Origin of the sequence: Niallia sp. FSL K6-0212 (assembly GCF_038007605.1) — a bacterium.
GTDB lineage: Bacteria > Bacillota > Bacilli > Bacillales > Cytobacillaceae > Niallia > Niallia circulans.
The window spans coordinates 2,560,687-2,580,028 of sequence record NZ_JBBOXL010000001.1; the positions used below are offsets into that span (position 1 = coordinate 2,560,687).

At 35.1% G+C, this 19,342-nt stretch carries 16 protein-coding genes; 12 read left to right on the forward strand and 4 right to left on the reverse strand.

All coding sequences use genetic code 11. From position 1 onward, the window contains the following. Window positions 1-140 precede the first annotated feature (140 nt). The 5 genes from MHH96_RS12180 (at window position 141) to MHH96_RS12195 (ending at window position 6,803) form a co-directional block, all read left to right on the forward strand. Window positions 141-1,472 (forward strand): GntT/GntP/DsdX family permease, encoded by a 1,332-nt coding sequence (locus MHH96_RS12180; RefSeq protein ID WP_144544533.1) that lies wholly within the window; start codon window positions 141-143, stop codon window positions 1,470-1,472. Between the two features lie 391 nt (window positions 1,473-1,863). Further along, the gene (locus MHH96_RS12185) at window positions 1,864-2,622 is read left to right on the forward strand and encodes an ABC transporter ATP-binding protein (protein WP_251688783.1); all 759 of its coding nucleotides are present in this window, start codon (window positions 1,864-1,866) and stop codon (window positions 2,620-2,622) included. Beyond that, window positions 2,619-4,754, forward strand: a complete 2,136-nt coding sequence (locus MHH96_RS12190) for an ABC transporter permease (protein ID WP_341117434.1) — start codon at window positions 2,619-2,621, stop codon at window positions 4,752-4,754. The genes MHH96_RS12185 and MHH96_RS12190 overlap by 4 nt, the downstream gene beginning before the upstream one ends. Then, on the forward strand, window positions 4,742-5,089 hold the full coding sequence (locus MHH96_RS25630) for an FtsX-like permease family protein (protein WP_445668995.1): 348 nt from the start codon (window positions 4,742-4,744) through the stop codon (window positions 5,087-5,089). The genes MHH96_RS12190 and MHH96_RS25630 overlap by 13 nt, the downstream gene beginning before the upstream one ends. Before the next feature lie 664 nt (window positions 5,090-5,753). Continuing rightward, complete coding sequence (locus tag MHH96_RS12195) at window positions 5,754-6,803, forward strand: C45 family autoproteolytic acyltransferase/hydolase (RefSeq protein WP_144544531.1); 1,050 nt, start codon at window positions 5,754-5,756, stop codon at window positions 6,801-6,803. A gap of 101 nt (window positions 6,804-6,904) precedes the next feature. On the opposite strand, the gene MHH96_RS12200 is transcribed toward MHH96_RS12195, so the two are convergent. Next, window positions 6,905-7,750, reverse strand: a complete 846-nt coding sequence (locus MHH96_RS12200; RefSeq protein WP_047942406.1) for a MurR/RpiR family transcriptional regulator — start codon at window positions 7,748-7,750, stop codon at window positions 6,905-6,907. Window positions 7,751-7,929: 179 nt separating this feature from the next. Here MHH96_RS12200 and gnd point away from each other — a divergent pair, with 179 nt between their 5' ends. Further along, window positions 7,930-8,826, forward strand: a complete 897-nt coding sequence (gene gnd, locus MHH96_RS12205; protein ID WP_047942405.1) for a phosphogluconate dehydrogenase (NAD(+)-dependent, decarboxylating) — start codon at window positions 7,930-7,932, stop codon at window positions 8,824-8,826. A gap of 122 nt (window positions 8,827-8,948) precedes the next feature. Then, window positions 8,949-9,128 carry a TIGR04104 family putative zinc finger protein gene (locus MHH96_RS25635; RefSeq protein WP_445668996.1) on the forward strand — a complete coding sequence of 60 codons (180 nt, stop codon included), beginning with the start codon at window positions 8,949-8,951 and terminating at the stop codon, window positions 9,126-9,128. A gap of 348 nt (window positions 9,129-9,476) precedes the next feature. Here the strand turns inward: MHH96_RS25635 and gntK are convergent, their stop codons facing one another. Beyond that, window positions 9,477-11,021 (reverse strand): gluconokinase, encoded by a 1,545-nt coding sequence (gene gntK, locus MHH96_RS12210; RefSeq protein WP_047942404.1) that lies wholly within the window; start codon window positions 11,019-11,021, stop codon window positions 9,477-9,479. 273 nt (window positions 11,022-11,294) lie between these two features. Between gntK and MHH96_RS12215 the strand changes: the two genes are divergently transcribed. After that, a complete protein-coding gene (locus MHH96_RS12215; protein WP_047942403.1) occupies window positions 11,295-11,543 on the forward strand; it encodes a hypothetical protein in 249 nt (82 codons plus the stop codon). 3 nt (window positions 11,544-11,546) lie between these two features. On the opposite strand, the gene MHH96_RS12220 is transcribed toward MHH96_RS12215, so the two are convergent. Continuing rightward, the gene (locus MHH96_RS12220) at window positions 11,547-12,416 is read right to left on the reverse strand and encodes an AraC family transcriptional regulator (protein ID WP_082138334.1); all 870 of its coding nucleotides are present in this window, start codon (window positions 12,414-12,416) and stop codon (window positions 11,547-11,549) included. Window positions 12,417-12,665: 249 nt separating this feature from the next. Here MHH96_RS12220 and MHH96_RS12225 point away from each other — a divergent pair, with 249 nt between their 5' ends. From MHH96_RS12225 to galT, 3 genes are read left to right on the forward strand one after another with little or no spacing between them, the layout of a single operon-like run. After that, the gene (locus MHH96_RS12225) at window positions 12,666-13,838 is read left to right on the forward strand and encodes a galactokinase (RefSeq protein WP_341117443.1); all 1,173 of its coding nucleotides are present in this window, start codon (window positions 12,666-12,668) and stop codon (window positions 13,836-13,838) included. A 29-nt stretch (window positions 13,839-13,867) separates the two neighbouring features. Further along, window positions 13,868-14,857, forward strand: a complete 990-nt coding sequence (gene galE, locus MHH96_RS12230; protein WP_095320264.1) for a UDP-glucose 4-epimerase GalE — start codon at window positions 13,868-13,870, stop codon at window positions 14,855-14,857. A gap of 35 nt (window positions 14,858-14,892) precedes the next feature. Then, complete coding sequence (gene galT / locus MHH96_RS12235; RefSeq protein ID WP_095320265.1) at window positions 14,893-16,410, forward strand: UDP-glucose--hexose-1-phosphate uridylyltransferase; 1,518 nt, start codon at window positions 14,893-14,895, stop codon at window positions 16,408-16,410. 129 nt (window positions 16,411-16,539) lie between these two features. Here the strand turns inward: galT and MHH96_RS12240 are convergent, their stop codons facing one another. After that, window positions 16,540-18,105, reverse strand: a complete 1,566-nt coding sequence (locus tag MHH96_RS12240) for a glycosyltransferase family 2 protein (protein WP_328282753.1) — start codon at window positions 18,103-18,105, stop codon at window positions 16,540-16,542. A gap of 255 nt (window positions 18,106-18,360) precedes the next feature. Between MHH96_RS12240 and MHH96_RS12245 the strand changes: the two genes are divergently transcribed. Continuing rightward, window positions 18,361-19,341, forward strand: coding sequence for a LacI family DNA-binding transcriptional regulator (locus MHH96_RS12245; protein ID WP_095258863.1), 981 nt, complete (start codon window positions 18,361-18,363; stop codon window positions 19,339-19,341). Window position 19,342: the final 1 nt, after the last annotated feature.

Sequence of the window (19,342 nt, forward strand, 5' to 3'; positions counted from 1 at the left end):
TTTGTGTATTGAATTAAATTTTTCTTTAACTGCATGAATAAAAAATTTTCTTTAATATAATATTGATAAAAGAAAAATTTTTTCGTATAATATTATCAAATGAAAACACTTTCAAACCTAAGAGAAAAGGTGGTAATAATATGGATGCCTATTTATTGATTATTGCATTACTTTCCATTGTCATTGTTATTGTTGGAGTTTCCCTTTTTAAGTGGCACGCTTTTATTAGTTTAACAGTGGCGAGTTTATTTTTAGCAGTTTTTTCAGGACTATCTTTTGATAAGATTGTAAGCGCTTATGAGACAGGGGTAGGTGGCGTATTAGGTCACTTAGTTGGTATATTGGCATTAGGTACAATTTTAGGAAAAATGCTCTCTGAATCAGGAGCAGGCTTAAGAATTGCAAATTTTTTTGTAAACGTTTTTGGAGAAAAGAAATTACCTTGGGCCATGTTTTTCTCGGGGTTTATCATTGGAATTCCAGTATTTTTTGAGGTTGGTATTTTAATATTATTGCCGTTGGTTATTTCCATTCAAAAGGCAACAAAGAAAAATATTTTATTGATTGCATTACCTGGTATTGCGGGATTATCCATTGTACATGGACTGGTTCCGCCACATCCTGGAGCAATTGCTGCTATAGGTATTTTTGATGCTAATTTAGGCAGGGTCTTATTATACTCCTTGATTATTGCATTACCTGCAGGGATTATCGGGGGACCATTATTTGCAAAGTGGATCAATAGCCGTGTTTTTCCTAAAGGAGATTCAACACTTATTACGGCAGAGCCTATAGCAGAAGAGAAATTGCCAAGTACAGGCGTATCCTTCCTATCTATCTTATTACCTGTTATTTTAATGATCATTGGAACCGCTGCCCCTTACTTGACGATTTTCTCAGAAGGCGTAAGAAATGTACTTGCCTTTGTTGGAAGTCCGTTATTATCGTTATTAATTGCTGTATTTTTCGCTTTTTATTTCCTTGGTATGCGTCAAGGAATGGATAAAGAGAGTATCAAAAAGTTTACAGAAGATTGTTTCTTGCCAGTCGGTTCCATTTTACTAATTATCGGTGCTGGCGGTGCATTCAAACAAGTGTTAATTGATAGTGGAGTAGGCGATACAATTGGAACAATGTCAGAGAGTTTATCATTATCCCCACTTGTATTAGCTTTTATGATTGCAGGATTGATCCGGATAGCAACTGGTTCTGCAACAGTAGCCTTAACGACAGCAGCAGGAATAGTGTCACCAATCATCGCAGGGATGTCTGGCGTAAATGTGGAACTATTAGTGATTGCAACTGGTGCTGGTTCCTTGATGTTCTCCCATGTAAATGATGCCGGGTTCTGGATGGTAAAGGAATATTTAGGACTAACAGTCGAAGAAACCTTCAAAACATGGACAGTATTAGAAACGATATTAGCATTCATTGCATTTGCAGGCGTCTTGATTTTAGATTTAATTGTTTAAAAGTTCACCTACTATTTTTATGTAGGAGTAAAGAAGCTCTATTCGCCTCTAGGAAACTTTAAGCCCGTATTTAAACAGACCAAATTTTGTGTATAAGTAATCGAGAAGGTACTGGTGGAGTCTTCTATGATTGTAATAAGGTGTAAATTATAACTAACTTTTAATAGTCCATTTTAGATAAAGTCATTTTTTCATCAGCATACTAATAAAATATCACTTAGATTAGAACCTACTAAATATTCTGATAGAATTATAGGTATTGATAAAAGGGAAGATTATAGAGGAGAGGTACATTTGAAGAATTAATAGTAAAAAAGGACTCTATTAAAAATGTACATATCTTAGTCGAATTGGTATAATGAGGAAAATAAAGCGGTGGAGGTGGAACAGATTGGTAACTAATCCAGTTCTAGTTGTTAGTAATCTTTCAAAAATCTATAAAGGTACAGGTTATGAGGTACAAGCATTAAAAAATGTTTCTTTTAAACTATATGAAGGTGAAATGATTGTTATTATGGGAACAAGTGGATCTGGTAAAAGTACTTTGTTAAATGTATTGGCTGCTCTAGATATACCTGATCAAGGAGAAATTCAATTATATGGACAAAGCCAAAAAGAAATTTACAAAGAACCTAATGCAACTTTTTATCGTCGGAATAATATTGGATTTATCTTTCAATCTTTCCACCTTTTGAAGGATTTAACAGTGGAAGAAAATATTGCTTTACCACTTGTTTTAAAGGGAGATAAGAAGACTCATATTGATGAAAAAGTGAAAGAGATGTTACAGTTTATTGGCCTTACGAATTGGAAGAGTCATCGGCCGGTTCAATTGTCAGGTGGACAACAGCAACGTGTTGCTATTGGAAGAGCCTTAATAACAGCACCACCTATAGTGTTAGCAGATGAACTAACAGGAAATTTAGATTATAACACTTCAAAAGAGATACTTCAGGTCTTAGTAAATATGAAAGAGACTTTGAAACAAAGCATAGTAGTTGTTACGCATGATCCGCACGTTGCAGCATATGCTGACCGTGTTCTTTTTTTTCATGATGGACAGATTGTGAATGAATATAAATCGGCTGGAGATCAGAAGATAGATGATATATTAGAAAAGTTCGGAAAACTATTGGAGACAAGGGTATGACGAAAACATTGCGAGGAATAGCTTTGCGTTTCTTTAAAACCAATAAGTTCATTACATGGACCTCTGTCTTTAGTACTATTCTATCGGTTTGTTTAGTAATTGTTATGGTCTCCTATGCAACAAATGCAGAACGTTCGTTAAGAGAAGAAGTTCAGAAAATGTACGGTGAGATGGATCTATCGGTTGGATATGAAGCCAAGCTAAATAAAAGTGTAAATCAAGACCTTATTAATTCCTTCCGATCGAATAAGGATATTGATATGCTATCTCCAGTAATTATTACTCACTTAAAAGTAGATGCATTACAAGGTGAAATTTATTCTGTTGGTGTAGAAAATGATAATTTAGCAAAGAGTAGATATCACTTCAAACAGAATCTTCAAGAAAACTCAGTTATCATGAATAAGAGCTTAGCTGAAACATTGCGACTAGAAATTGGTCAAAAAGTATCTATTGAGGATAATGAATTTATAGTATCGGAAATTATAGAAGACCTAAATGCAAGTGGACTTACACCAGATATACTTCTTTTTACTAAACAAACAGTGCAAAAATTAGTCAAACAAGAGACAGGTGAAGCGAAAGAAGCAACTTATGTTTTAATCAAAGCGAATGAGCAAGCTGATACTTTATTGCTTGCTAGTGAATTAAGGAAATATGATAATGGTTTAAGAATTGATATTGCAGAAGAAGATGAATTTTTAAAAAGTAATGTGCAATCCCTCAAGGTTTTTATTTTCTCTTTAACCTTTTTAATGTTAATCATTACAGCACTGCTAATTATTTCTAATTTCGAATTATTTTTATATAAATATAAAAACCAATTTGCGATTCTTCGCTCCATGGGGGCAACAACAAAACAGCTATCTAAAATTATATTAATTCAAAGCAGCATTATTACGGCAGCAGGAACAATTGGAGGTTTTTTACTGGCTTTAATTAGTCACCAATACATGAAGCCGTGGTTGGAGGCAATATTTTTATTTGATGTACCTAAGGTGAGTTTTAACTACATAGAAAGTTTAATCGTTGCATTCGTAAGTGGAATGATCATTCAGGTTTTTATGCTAATTCCAGCTTATAAGTGTTCGAGATTATTGCCAATTTTAATAATCCAACAAAATGAAAATCGTGATTTCGGCTATAAAAAAATTCGTAAAATTATTGGCTTTGCCCTTCTATTTATTGCCCTTTTATTAATATGTATTGGTAAAGCAATGATGGGAGTAGCGAGTGTGTTACTAGGAGCCATAATTTTGTTAATTAGTATTTATCTCCTATTTCCTATTTATATTGGAACTATCTTAACATGGTTCTTACCAGTAATTAAAAAGACGCTTGGAAATGTCTCTTATATTGCAATTAAAAATCTAGTACCACAAGTAAGAAAAAATACTTTTGTGATATTGACGGTCAGTGCTATGATGACTATAGCAGTATTTGGCTCGGTTATGTTAAAAACAATCCAACAAAATGAAGAGAATTATTTAAAGGAACAATATCCAACCTCTATTGTGTTGACGAGTCGATTAGGGTATGACTCCAATATAGAGCAGGAAGATTTGAAAAAGAAGGTTCAGACAATAAGTGGTGTCATCGAGGTTAGTAGTCGAAGTACGAATAATTCAGCAGAGATAATGGATGAAGAGGGAACAAAAGCTATTGATTATTCCTTGGTGGATTTTATTAAGATGGAACAACAAGGAATTATTCCAAAAATGGAGGACGATAGTAAGAACCTGATAGTGGTATCAGAAAGATTTTTAAAAGAGAATGGTTTAAAAGTAGGAGATTCTATTGACATGGGCCTGTTTTCGAATCAAAAGCAGAGTACCGATTTTGTAGATACACTTACAATAGGAGCGGTAATAAATAATCTAACTGATGCAGATGCTTATATTGACTGGAAAAATAAAAAATTTAAAAATGATTTTACAAAATTCAGTGCGATGTACATTAGCTCTGACAATGAGAAACAAACTGTTCAAGCATTAGAAACACTCAAACGGCAGTATCCTGAACTCCAGATCAATGTATACCAACAGTCTGTTGAAAAAGCGAATAAGATGTTCCTGCAAAGATGGTCTATTTTTATTGGTGTTATGGTTGTGATTCTAATATGTGTAATGTAGGAGTATTTAGTACACTAGGAAACAACATTTATTCTAAAAGAAAAGAGTTCGCAATCTTAAGGACAATTTCTATCGATCGAAAGGGAATTAAAAAGGTCATATTAACTCAAATCAATCTCTATCTATTGATAGGCTTATTGTTGGGGATAGTTGCAGGACTAATTTTCACCTCAGTTATTCTATTAATAGATTCAGGTCAAATTTCGATTTATTATTCGCTAATAATAGGAATAGGAGTTACTATGTTTCTTGTAGGTAATAGTATATTTATACCTATTGCGACAAAATTGAGTAGAAAAAAGATATCTTTAGAACTTACAGAAGATAATAAATAATTGGAAGAAGAAGAGTGTTAGAAATAAGACAGCTGAAAACGGTTAGTAAGAGGAGGAGAAAAAACTAAATATAGATAAGTTACTCTCTAATTTAGTAGTGAACCAATCCGTTCCAAGGGATTTTTTAAGAGCCCTTAGTTGCGTTGTTTTTTTCAAAAGAGATTAATACGAAGACTCTTATAGGAGTTGCAGGAAAGTCTGAGACCGAGTGACGAGGAGGCTTGGCGCTCACCCCATAGCAAGCGAAGTGTATCCGTCTACGAGTGATTACCACTAACTTCTTTCCTAAAATAATTAAGACCTGAACAATTATGCGTAATTTATTAGCACTTCTGTGTAATTGTTCAGGTTTATTTTTGGTTGGAGTACATTATCCCAACTTTGTATTAAATCAATCATTGTCAACTATTTAGTAATCTGAGTTTATGGAAAGCAAAGTGATATTATTTAATTTAGAAAAATTTACACGAGCAATTTATTTGTCATTCCCCTTTGCTTCATGTACAGTAAAGCTCTCACCTTTTATGGTGAATGCGCGGAAGGTGGACGTCTGTAAAACTCGAATAGTTCAACTATTCAGTTGAACTGCTAGAAGTCTTTTCCTTTCACAGAGATAGAGCATACTTCAACTCTCCATAGGGAAGCAATTAAAGGGGAAATGTTAATGAAACAAGTATATAGTGATTTCATCCAGTTTCGCGGAAATCATTATGATTTTGGATATATGCAAGGAGAATTATTAAAGGATTCACCCATTCTCCCTAATCGGATAAAGCACTGGACATCTAAGCGGAAACGTTATTTTACCATAAATGAAAAAGAATCCATCCAGCTCTTAAACAAATTTATTCCTGGAATGCTAGCAGAAATCAATGGATTAGCAGACGCTCTTCAGTGGAGAACAGAGGATGCATTACGAGAATTTGGCGGTCATTATGTAGAGTATGGAAGAAGTGGATGTTCTATTTTAGCAGACTCCCAGTATTTAATTAGAAACTATGATAGTCATCCAGGTTCCTATGAGGGTCGTTATATGATTTATCAGCCAACTGATACTGGATATGCAGTAATCGGTCCATCTATGCAGATAACAGGAAGAATAGATGGGATAAATGAAAAAGGTCTCGCAATGGGCTATAACTTTATTAATCGAGTTGGTTCAGGGGATGGTTTTATTTGTAATATGATTGGTCGAATGATTTTAGAAACTTGTGCAAATGTAGAAGAGGCCATTGATTTATTAAAAGAAATACCACATCGAACATCCTTTAGCTATGTGTTATTAGATCCTAGTGGAGAGGCATTTGTTGTAGAAGCAACACCACGTTCGGTTATTGCCAGAAAATCTAATATTAGTACGAATCACTTTGAAATATTAAAAGAAGAAAACCGCTATCAGATGGATGAATCTATACAAAGAAAGCAGAATATTGAGAAGCAGCAGGGAAATCATTCAAATGTGTATGAGGCCTTTCGAATATTGAATGATAGAGATAAAGAGATATTTTCAACCAAGTATAATGCCTGGTCTGGAACACTGCACACCGCAGCATACCTGCCTAATGAAAGAAAAGCGTGGTTTGCGCTTGGGAGTGATCGAATGCCTGTTATCATCGATTTAGAATCTTTCTTAAAGGGAGAAAAGCTGAACTTGAAAAAAATTAAAGGAAAGCTTGATTATGATACTCCCTTTATTAATATGGAGTTATTATAGCGTATATATAAAGGAAGTTAGTGATGGTAAGAACAACCATAATTAACTTCCTTTGTTGCGTTTGCTGAAACTCTGAAGTAGGGAATATTGTTTGTCTGCCGTTAAATTCGTGTATCAGAAATGGCATTCCTTATTCTTTCTAATGACTGATTAGCAACATTTTTATTTAAAATCATTACATTAACATACAATGCATCTATTAAACTAAGCTGACCAATTCTTGATGATAAAGCTTCCGAACGATATTCTGTTTCCTCAGAGCTTGTGAACAGTGCTACATCTGTATTCTGGCCGATTGGTGATTTAGGATACCCAGTGATGCCGATTGTTTTGGCACCATTGTTTTTGGCTGTTTTCATTATGTTAATAGTATCTTTATTAGTGCCAGAGTGCGAAATGATTACAGCAACATCCTTCTCTGAAAGCTGAGAAGAGGACATCAGTTGAAAATGAGAGTCGACAAATGAAAACGCTTTAATTCCGGTTCGAACAAATTTATGAAAAGCATCCATCGCGATAACTGCTGAACCACCTGTACCATAAAATTCAACCCGATTTGCCTGTAAGAGAAATTCTACTGCTTTTTGAATCGAATGACCATTTAATATTTCTAATGTATTTTCTAGTGTACGTACATTCGACTTAAATACTTTTTCAGTAACGGTTTTTACACTGTCATTTTCATTAATTTCTTCATGTATTTGCTGAATAGGTTCAATTACTTCTGATGCTAATGCTATTTTCATCGCTTGATAGCCTTTAAACCCAATTCGTTTACAGAAACGAAAAACAGTAGCATCTGCTACTCCTAAATCCTCTGCTAATTCGTTAATGGTGGAATGAATGATTTTTTCTGGATTAACAAGAATATAATCAGCGATTTTTTTTTCTTTTTCACTTAGTCTAGCGTAATAGGAACGAATTTTCCCAAGACAATTTTGCGCCATTGACTTCTATCCTTTCCAAATTAATATAGTTGTAGTATAACACAATTAGTCTCTTGAAAAAAAATTTCTTATTAAAATATTTTTTTTCAAAAAATATTTACAAAGGGGTATATTTTCGAAAAAAATTTCTATATAATTGTATATAGAAAGAAATATTTTTTCAAAAGGAGAGGTAACGAATGAACATCGGTCTTATAGGTTTAGGAAAAATGGGCTATAGCTTGGCTTTAAATATGGTGGACCATAAGTATAGTGTAACAGCTTTTGATATAAATGAAAGCGCTGTAAAAGAAATTTCTAATAAAAATGTAACAGGAGTTAATACAATTGAAAAATTAGTAAGAAATTTGCCAGCTCCAAGAGTAATTTGGCTAATGGTTCCAGCAGGAGAAGTAACGGAAAATGTCTTACGGGAAGTAAAGAAGTATGTCGAAGCGGGGGATATTATTATCGATGGCGGGAATTCCCATTATAAAGATTCCAAAAGAAGAGGAATAGATTTAGAAGAGCTAGGAGTTTTCTATTTAGATGTTGGCACAAGCGGCGGAGTAGATGGAGCTCGAAATGGTGCATGTATGATGATTGGCGGCAATAAAGAAATATTTGATGAGGTAGAAGGATTGTTCAAGGATTTATGTGTGGAAAATGGTTATATGTATACTGGAGTATCTGGAAGCGGCCATTTTCTGAAAATGGTTCATAATGGAATTGAGTATGGCATGATGCAATCCATTGCAGAAGGATTTGAGCTGTTGGAGAAAAGCGAGTATGATTTTGATAATGAAGGAGTAGCAAAGGTTTGGAATAACGGCTCTGTCATTCGTTCGTGGTTAATGGAATTAACACAAAGTGCTTTTTCTAAGGATCCAAAGCTGGAAGGGATTAAAGGAGTAATGCATTCCTCTGGTGAAGGAAAATGGACGCTAGAAACAGCCTTAGATTTACAAACTGCTATGCCAGTTACAGCCTTATCTTTAATGATGCGTTATCGTTCGTTAGAGGAAGATACCTTCTCTGGAAAAGTGGTTGCGTCCTTACGAAATGAGTTTGGTGGACATAGTGTAGAATCAAAATAGAATGACAAGAAAATCCTTTAGCAGCTAAAACATGCTAAAGGATTTTTTTAATAAAATCAATGTAAACGGATCGGAATGTTTTTTGGCTATGGTAAGCTTACAGAAAAAGAAGGAGAAACTACATGAGAACTTGTCAGAAGTGTAATCAAAAATGGACTTATAAGAGAACTTTAAAAAACTCCTTTACATTAGATAATAAACTGATTTGTCCACATTGTGGGGAAAAGCAATATGTTACCTCTCGAACAAGAAGGATAACAATTATGGCAACTATTTTAATAATCACATTTACGCCCGCTTAGCAATCTTCTTTTTGGACCTTCCTTTGTCCTTGTATTTATTCTGATAGGTTTTATCTTATTAGTTCTCGGACTATATCCTTTCTGGGTTGAACTTTCCAATAAAAAAACTGGGTCATAGCAATAGCAGCAGGCTAACTAATAAAAGGTGCAAAGATTAAATCTCTCATTTAGCAGCGAAGCCCAATTTGTTACATTACAGATTGCGGATGATCCACAAACCTTCTTTCTGAAATGGCATAAAAAATCCAAACAATTATACGAGATATTGGCAGCACCGTATAATTGTTTGGTTTGAATACGACTGAAAAACTTTATATGCAAGTAATTTTCTCAAGATGTTTGTGGTGCTTATTTAACCCATTTATTCTGAAAGGATGCTATGGCATCATATTCTTTCTCCAATACTCGAGAGATACGGATATAAATAGCGGTTAAATCCTGATAGATATCAACATTTTCTTGGATTGGCTGATGGGAATATGTACTGCCAACTAATTGTTTCATAATCGAAAAATCATCAATTTCTCCAAGTGCATACATACCTAAAACGATGGCACCAAGACAAGAGCTTTCAAAGCTTTCTGGAACGACTACTTCTTGATCAAAAATGTCTGCCATCATTTGTCTCCAAAGTTCAGAACGAGCAAAACCACCTGTTGCTTGAATTTGCTTTGGTGCTCCAATCACTTCTTGTAAGGCTAACATCACCGTATAAAGATTTAAGATAACTCCCTCTAATACGGCTCTCACCATATGTTCTTTTTTATGATGTAATCCTAGTCCAAAGAAGGATCCTCTTGCATTGGCATTCCATAAAGGTGCTCTTTCCCCAGCAAGATATGGATGGAATAATAAACCGTCCGCACCAGGTGTAACTCTAGTAGCAATCTTTGTTAAAACTTCATAAGGATCAATTCCGAGTCTCTTTGCCGTTTCCACTTCCGAGGAAGCTAATTCATCACGAACCCAGCGGAATGTCATTCCACCATTATTTACAGATCCACCAACTACCCACAGATCTTCTGTTAAGCAATAACAAAAGATTCTTCCTTTAGGATCGGTTACTGGTTTATCTGTTACAGTACGAATCGCCCCGCTTGTACCGATTGTCACAGCGACAACTCCAGGGTCAATAGCATTTACCCCAAGATTAGATAGTACGCCATCACTTGCGCCAACCACAAATGGAGTTTCAGCAGGAATTCCAAGTTCCGCTGCATATTTATCCTTCAATCCTGTTAAATAATGGGTAGTCGGAACTGGCTTTGCCAACTGCTCAGATGTTACGCCGGCAACTTTTAACGCTTCTTGATCCCAAGTTAAGTGCTCAAGATTAAACATTCCTGTTGCAGAAGCAATTGAATAATCAATTACAAATTCGTTAAATAAGCGATAGAAAATATATTCTTTAATGCCAATAAATTTAGCTGCCTTTGTAAAAATAGCTGGTTGATCATTTCTTAGCCAAGTTAACTTAGATAAAGGAGTCATAGGGTGAATTGGCGTTCCTGTTCTACGGTATATTTCCAAGCCATTGTACTCTTCTTTGATTTTTTTTGCCCAAGAGGAAGCACGGCTGTCGGCCCAAGTAATACAGCGTGTTATTGGTTTTCCCTTTTCGTCTAATGCAATAACACTGTGCATCGCTGAACTAAAGGAGACTAATTTTATTTTACTAGCATCGACGTTCGCTTTTTTAATAGCTGTTTTCATTGTTTCCAATACAGCCTGAAAAATTTGCTCTGGATCTTGCTCTGCGATGGCTGGTGCAGGGCTATGCAGCGGATATTCGACATGATGCATGCTTAATACTTTGCCAGCTTCAGCAAATAAGACAGATTTTGTACTCGTTGTACCAATGTCTACACCTAAATATAGGGATGATAATTGCATATTAAAAACTCCTTTAATAAGAAAAGTGTAAAAAATATTTCATAAAATTACATTATCATAGAAAAAAAATTCTTTATTTATATTTTAAATGAAACAAAATGATTTTGAAAGTGTTTTCATTCATTATTTTAAATTAATTTCCCCATATTCTCCCTCAAAAGATAAAATTATTGTTGATCTCTTGATTAGTAATAAATTTTTGCCCTGGCGAACATAAAAATAAAGCAAAAATATGCTAAACTTAATTTATCTTATGGGTAAGGAGTTTTTTGAATGAATAATGAGATTGAAACGACATATGAGGCTATTTATAACCAAATACTCCATTTTCAACAGCATGTGGAAGCGTTGAGTAAACAAGCAGGTACATATCAAGAAGAGGATCATGAGCAGCTAATTAGAATGTCTATTGCCCTTCAAGCCTCAAAAGATATTTTGGAGAATATGCTTACACCAGGGAAAAAGCTGAACTTTATATATGAAAAAGGAATGTTCAGCTTGGAAATGTTTGATGAAAAATAAGCATTAAAGAAGAATATCCTCGCTTGGTCGAATATTCTTCTTTCGAAATTCTCCAGGAGTGATACCAGTAGATTTCCGAAATACTTTTGTAAAATAGTTGGCATTTGCAAAACCTACCTGGACTGAAATGTCTTCAATGGAATATTTGGTTTGATATAATAACTCTGCTCCCTTCATGATACGGATATTCGTTAAATACTGAATCGGTGTAATTCCAAGTACCTTTTTAAATAAACGAGTGAAGTGGAAGCGGGAAAGTGCAGCAGCTTCTGCCATATCTTCTGGTCCGATTGGTTTATGATAGTGATTTTGAGCAAATAATGTCGCATTTAGTATACTTTCAGGAAGCTGAATGTCTCCAATATTCTTCTTATATTGATACAATTCCATTATAAAGGAATAAGCGAGACTTGAAGCTTGAAAAGGGTTATTTATCTGTTTATCTTTTGCTAGCTGATAAATATGCAGAAGATGCTGAATGGGTCTCGAGTCCGAAGCTAATTGAATAATCGGCTGCTCGTTTTCCGTAAAAGAGTGCCAGCATTTTTTTACCGTTTCACCATATAGTGTAATAAAAATAAATTCCCAATGCTCACTAGTTGGAGGCAGATAGTATCTGTATTCCTCTGAAATATCAATTAAAAATGCCTTTCCTGCTGTCAATTTATGATTTTTACCTCCGAGTTCAATAGCACCAATTCCAGATATGGTATATTGAAAAACATACATACTATCCTCTTTACGCTTTTTTCCTTTCCAATTATATAGATGGGAGGTTTGATTTTCCCATCCGATTGACCAAATTTGGGCTACCTCTTTTGTAATTTTTTCCGTAAATCTGTAAGCAAATACATTATTATCTTTTTTGGACAATAGAATGCTCCTTTCTTAGTAGAGCTGGCATTGGTAGAAACTTGCCTTGGATAAGATAGGAGTAATAGATAGAAATTAAGTGTTTGGCATAAAAATTTGAAATTTATTAGCAAATTATTACCCTTTTCCCTTTCTTATTTTACCATTGAGAGAGAAAGGTTTGAAGCATAAAATAAAATTGTAAACGGTTTAATGGAAGTCTAGACTTAAGAGTAAGCATAATTGTTCATATAAAAAGGAGAGATAGAAATGGCAAAAAATCTATTGGCAACTTTTACAAATATTTTTAATGAAGCAGAAACAAGCATACGTACTTTTTTTGCACCAGGACGTGTGAATTTAATAGGTGAACATACTGATTATAATGGAGGACATGTTTTTCCTTGTGCCTTATCAATTGGTACGACAGCACTTGTAAGAAAAAGATCAGATCGAGTGATTCAATTCTATTCTACAAATTTTGCGGATTTAGGTATTATTAAAGTTTCTTTAGACGATCTATCCTTTAATCAAGCAGATGATTGGGCGAATTATCCAAAGGGAGTAATAGTAACACTTGCGCAATATGGATATCAACTCGATGCTGGATTCGATGTTTTATATGAAGGAGAAATTCCCAATGGTGCTGGCTTATCTTCATCTGCATCCATTGAAGTAGTGACAGCCATTATGCTAAATGTGTTGTATTCCTTTGCAATTGATCAAGTCAGTTTAGTAAAAATGTGTCAAAAAGCAGAAAATGAATATATTGGCGTGAACTGTGGAATTATGGATCAATTTGCAATCGGAATGGGCAAAGAAAAACATGCTATATTACTAGATTGCGACACACTTGACTATGTGTATAGTCCACTAGATTTAGATGCTGCTTCCTTAATTATTGCCAATACAAATAAACGCAGGGGGTTAGCTGATTCTAAATATAATGAGAGACGAGGAGAGTGTGAAAGAGCATTAAGAGACTTGCAGGGAGAATTAGAGATTCGATCATTAGGTGAATTAACGCCAGAGGAATTCGATTCGCATGCTCATTTGATTAAGCAAGATGTCGATAGAATGAGAGCAAAGCATGCTGTGTATGAAAATGCTCGAACATTAGAAGCTGTAAAAAAACTTCAAGCAGGAGATATTGCAGGATTTGGACAATTAATGAATGCATCACATATCTCCTTACGTGATGATTATGAAGTGACCGGAAAGGAATTAGATGCATTAGTGGAAGCTGCCTGGGAACAAGCTGGCGTTATTGGATCTCGGATGACAGGTGCAGGCTTTGGAGGTTGTACGATCAGCATTGTCAAAAATGAACATATTGAATCTTTTATCGAGAAGGTCGGAGCGAAATATGCGGAGCAAACAGGATTAAAGGCAGACTTTTATGTTGTTCAGGTTGGAGATGGAGCGAAGGAAATTGTTGAATAGGAACAGTTAAAAAAAAGGAGAGAGAAAATATGACGATATTAGTATGTGGTGGTGCCGGTTATATCGGAAGTCATATGGTTTCTGAATTATTAGACCTAGGTGAAGAAGTAATTGTTGTTGATAATCTTCAAACTGGGCATAAAGCTGCTGTAAGAGCTGAAGCAACCCTTTATATTGGGGATTTGCGGAATGAAAGCTTCTTAGAAGAGGTCTTTAAGAAACATACGATTGAAGCGGTAGTCCATTTCGCTGCTGACTCTTTAGTAGGCGAAAGTGTAACAAATCCGTTGAAATACTATGATAATAATGTAATTGGTGCGATGACTTTATTAAAAGTAATGCATGCAAATGGTGTGAAGAGAATTGTTTTCTCGTCAACTGCAGCAACTTATGGAGAGGCAAAGAATTTTCCGATTCAGGAGAGTGATGACACAATTCCAACAAATCCCTATGGAGAAACCAAACTAGCCATCGAAAAAATGCTAAAGTGGTGTGAAGCAGCATATGGGATTCATTATGTAGCTCTTCGTTATTTTAATGTAGCAGGTGCGCATATAGATGGGAGATTAGGGGAAGATCATTTTCCAGAAACGCATTTAATTCCCATTATACTGCAAGTAGCGTTAGGAAAGAGAGAAGTAATTAGTATTTTTGGAGATGATTATGAGACACATGATGGGTCATGTATAAGGGATTATATTCATGTTACTGATTTGGCCAATGCCCATATCCTTGCTTTAAAAAAATTGCAGAAAGAAGAAACAAGCGGTATTTACAATCTAGGGAGTGGAACAGGTTTCACGGTCAAAGAAGTAATTGAGGCAGCGAGAAAGGTAACAGGGCAACCTATTCCAGCAGAAATTGCTCCAAGAAGAGCAGGTGACCCGGCGCGATTAGTTGCTTCATCAGAGAAAGCGCAAGTAGAGTTAGGGTGGAATCCACAGTACACTTCACTAGAGACAATGATAGGAAGTGCCTGGAGCTGGTTCCAAGCAAATCCGAATGGCTATAAAGAATAAATGAGAATGTACTAAGAGGAAAGGAGCAATGTTAGATGACAACCACTATTTATCATCATGTTGAACAATTGCTTCATTATGGAATAGAATCAAACCTAATTACGAAATGGGATATAGATGTAGTGCGGAATAAATTACTCGAAATCTTGGAATTGGATGATTTTGTCCCATCTGAGGTTAGCGATCCAGCGGAAATAGAGTTGCGTGAACTATTAGATACTATTTTAGATTGGGCTGCAGAACATAATCTTTTGGTAGAAAATACAATAACCTATCGAGATTTATTAGATACTAAATTAATGGCTTGCTTTGTTCCATTGCCATCTGAAATAAATAATAGATTCGCCATACTCTACAAGGATAAGGGGGCAAAGAGTGCAACTAGTTGGTTTTATGACTTTTCTAAAAAGATTGATTACATTCGCACGGATCGAATTGCTAAAAATGAAGAGTGGCTGGCACATACGAGTTATGGAGATTTAGAGATTACGATTAACTTGTCTAAGCCAGAAAAAAATCCGCAAGAAATAGCTGCTCTAAAAAAAGTAAAACAAGGCTTTTATCCTAAATGTTTATTATGTAAAGAAAATGCCGGTTATGCCGGACGAGTTAATCATCCGGCTAGACAAAATCATCGTATTATACCAGTGACTCTAGAAGGGGAACAATGGTTCCTGCAGTTTTCCCCATATGTTTACTATAATGAGCATGCCATTTGTTTTTCAGAAAGGCACGAGCCAATGACCATTTCGAAAAGAACATTTACTAGATTACTAGAATTTGTTCACCAATATCCTCATTACTTTATGGGGTCTAATGCTGATCTGCCAATAGTTGGAGGGTCCATTCTTGCCCATGAGCATTTTCAAGGGGGATATCATGAATTTCCGATGGCAAAGGCTGAAATAGAAGCTGGATTTACGTTGGAGCGGTTTCCTGCTATCCATGCCGGAATTGTTAAATGGCCGATGTCTGTTTTACGTCTAAATGGAACAGACAAACAACAATTAGTGGAAGCAGCTGATTATATATTAAAAAAATGGCTGGATTATAGTGATGAAAGTGTTGATATTCTTGCATATACAAACGGTGTTCGCCATAATACCATCACACCAATTGCAAGAATGCGTAATGGCCAATATGAAATGGATTTAGTGCTCCGCAATAATCGTACAAGTGAAGAATACCCATTCGGGATTTTCCACCCACATGAGGAAGTTCATGCGATTAAACAAGAGAATATTGGCTTGATTGAAGTGATGGGGTTAGCGGTTTTGCCAGGAAGATTGAAAGAAGAAATGAGCATCCTTGCAGAGAATATCGTCAAAGTCGATTTTGAAGAGCGCATTCAACAAGAGCCTGCTATTGTAAAACACTTAGCGTGGGCAAAAACAGTAAAAGAGAAAAATCCACAGATGACAAAAGAAAATGTAAGTACTATCTTACAAACAGAAATAGGAATTGTGTTTGAAACAATCTTACATCATGCAGGTGTATTTAAAAGAAATGACAATGGAACAAAAGCTTTTTATCGATTTATTGAGACACTTTAAAAAAGCTAAGGAAAAAGATTAGACTGGCTGATACTTGAATACAAATGGGAGAAGAAAAAGGTTTCACAGAGGCCACTCGTTTTATAGGAAAACAGGTGGTCTCTATGAAATCAACTCTTACACCTAATATTAAAGAACCTTTAGCGCCAAGTGATTGTGAATGGTTTTATAAAAATGCTGCTTATCTGTTTGCTGCTTTTTTAACCGTAGCTTAGGGTTTGGGATATGTAGTTGGACTTTATGATAATCTCTATAAGATAAATAAATAGTATAAACTGATTTTCCTAGAGGGGTAAGGAATGCTTCTGGTATCATAATTCTCTTTAAAACCCCTTCATATGGTTCAATCGGAAACATAAACTGGTTATGGATGTTGTTTCGATCGCGGAACAGGAGATGTTCAACCTCTTTTGGGTGATCACCTGCAATACGAATATCGAAACGGAAGAAACCATTCGTATATTCACAATTTATTAATTCAGCATACATAGGGACTCTAATAAAGTTATAAGGCGGGCTTAGTGGAGAAACCCAGTAAGCAGTATCGTCTTTAACTACATGTTTTTTTATTTTTTCTTGATTCATCCATCGAAATAATGTTTCGATATCCTTATAGCGTTTTTGTGAAAATAACTGATAACAAACCTTATTATAAGGATGGTAAAAATGGTCACTGATCTCATAATCCAACGAAGAAGTCGTCCGTAACATTTTTTTCATGGTGGATATATATGCTTTCCTTTTTAAAAACGCATCTAATCTTCCTTTAAACGTTTGAATATTTTCCGTTCTTAGCGTATGATACCGATTTATAAACCGATTAAAGCAATCAAACTCATACAAGCGATTAAGGACCATTCGCTTTAACTCTGAATCCATTTCTTTCTCTTTAAAGTAGTTGATTACTTTTCGATTACAGTGCATTTTATTTAATACATTCGTCTGCTTCGTCAAGGATTCGTCATTTTCATCTAAGCGATTTAAATAGTAGATAACAGCTTCTGTTGTTGAGATTTTTTTACAATTAGTCAATACTTCCATGAAAAATTGCTTATCTTCTCCATACTTCATCTCAGGAAATTGAATTTGGTTCTGCTTTATAATGCTAGATTTCATCAATCTTGCTCTAGGTCCTAAATGATGAAAAATATGTGGGATACTCGCCGGGGGGATACTTCTCCTTTCTTTCCATGATTCATGTTCGCCTACTATGGCATTTTTTTTAGACGTGACTTTAATTGTTTTTCCCACTATATAATCATCATCTGTTTCATTTAGTACACTATAGAGTTTTTCCAAGCCAGTCTTTTCAAACCAATCATCTGCATCTAAAAAAGTTAAGTAAGGGGCCGATGAAAGTTCAATGCCTAAATTTCTCGGATAGCCAGGGGTGCCTGTGTTTTTCGCAAGAAGAGCGAGTTTAATATTAGGATGCTCGTTAACAAATTTTTTTAAGATAGAACGAGTTTGATCTTTAGAGCCATCATCAACAATTATGTATTCAATCTGGGGCATTATGGATTGCTGTAAAACTGATTCAATCGTCTTCTGGATTGTTTTTTCATTGTTAAATACGGGTGTGATAACGGAAATAATCGGTTGTTTTAAATAGTTCGCACTCTGAAATAGTTCATACCTATATTTATGTTTTTGTCGAAGAGATGATATATTTTTTATTGCATTCCCTACCTTCATAATTAACACTAAAAGAAACTCTTTATAGCAATCATTATGAATCAACAAGCTAAAAGGTATACTTCCATAAATAGAAAAAATAGTTCAGACGTTATTGGTTTTTATCCTGTATAATATAGAGAGATAAGAACAAATAAGGGAATCTAGCTTTACATTAAGAAAAATGAAAAGGCTTTCTTAATTAACGGGTTTCAAAGTGTGCCTGCTCTGTAACTGATTTTTCCGGAAGAAAGCAATGTATAAGGAGGTTTATAGGTGACAACTATTAGTGATATCGCTAAACTTGCGGGCGTGGCAAAAAGTACTGTTTCTCGATACTTAAATGAAGGCTCTGTCAGCGAAGCCACGAAAAGAAAAATACAGCATATTATCAAAGAAACCGGCTATACGCCTAATGCATTTGCTCAAAGCTTAAAAGCAAAGAAAACAAATATTATCGGAACGATTGTGCCTCAATTAGATTCGTACCCTTTTTCACGAACTTTAATAGGAATAGATGAAGAGTTGAAGGCAAGGAATTACCAAATGTTAATTTCTCATTCAAATCTGGATTTGGAGCGGGAAATAGAAAATATTCATTCTTTAGTAAGACAGAAGGTTGCTGGGATAATTTTATTGGCAACAGAAATTACGAATCGTCATTTAATGATCATCAAACAACTAGGAATCCCTGTACTTATTGTAGGGCAGCAGCATGAGGAGATTCCAAGTTTAATTCATAATGATTATGATGCAGCATATGATTTAGGGAAATATATACTATCTCAAGGTCATCAAAGAATCGCCTTCCTTGGTCTCCATGAGAAAAATGTTGCAATAGGAATTGATCGAAAAGAAGGGTTTAAGAAAAGTATCGAGGAAACAGCAAATATTGATGTCCAATTTTTTGAGGTGAAGATGGATCAAGCACAAACATTTTCGATTGTTTCTGAAATAATCGATCGATTTCACCCTAGCATCATTGTATGTGCTACAGATAATATTGCCATGGGAACAATGAAAGCAATCTATTCAAAGGGGATTTCTATTCCTTGTGATCTTTCCATTACCGGATTTGGCGGGTATGAAATGACTGAGATGATACATCCAGGTTTAACCACTGCAAAGTTTTTTTATAAAGATGCTGGCAATCTAGCAGCCAGAAAGATGCTAAGTCTCATTAAAGGAGACGATACTCCCATGAAAACAGTTTCTGGATATGAAATTATTTATCGCGAAAGTGTTAGGAAAATGTAAG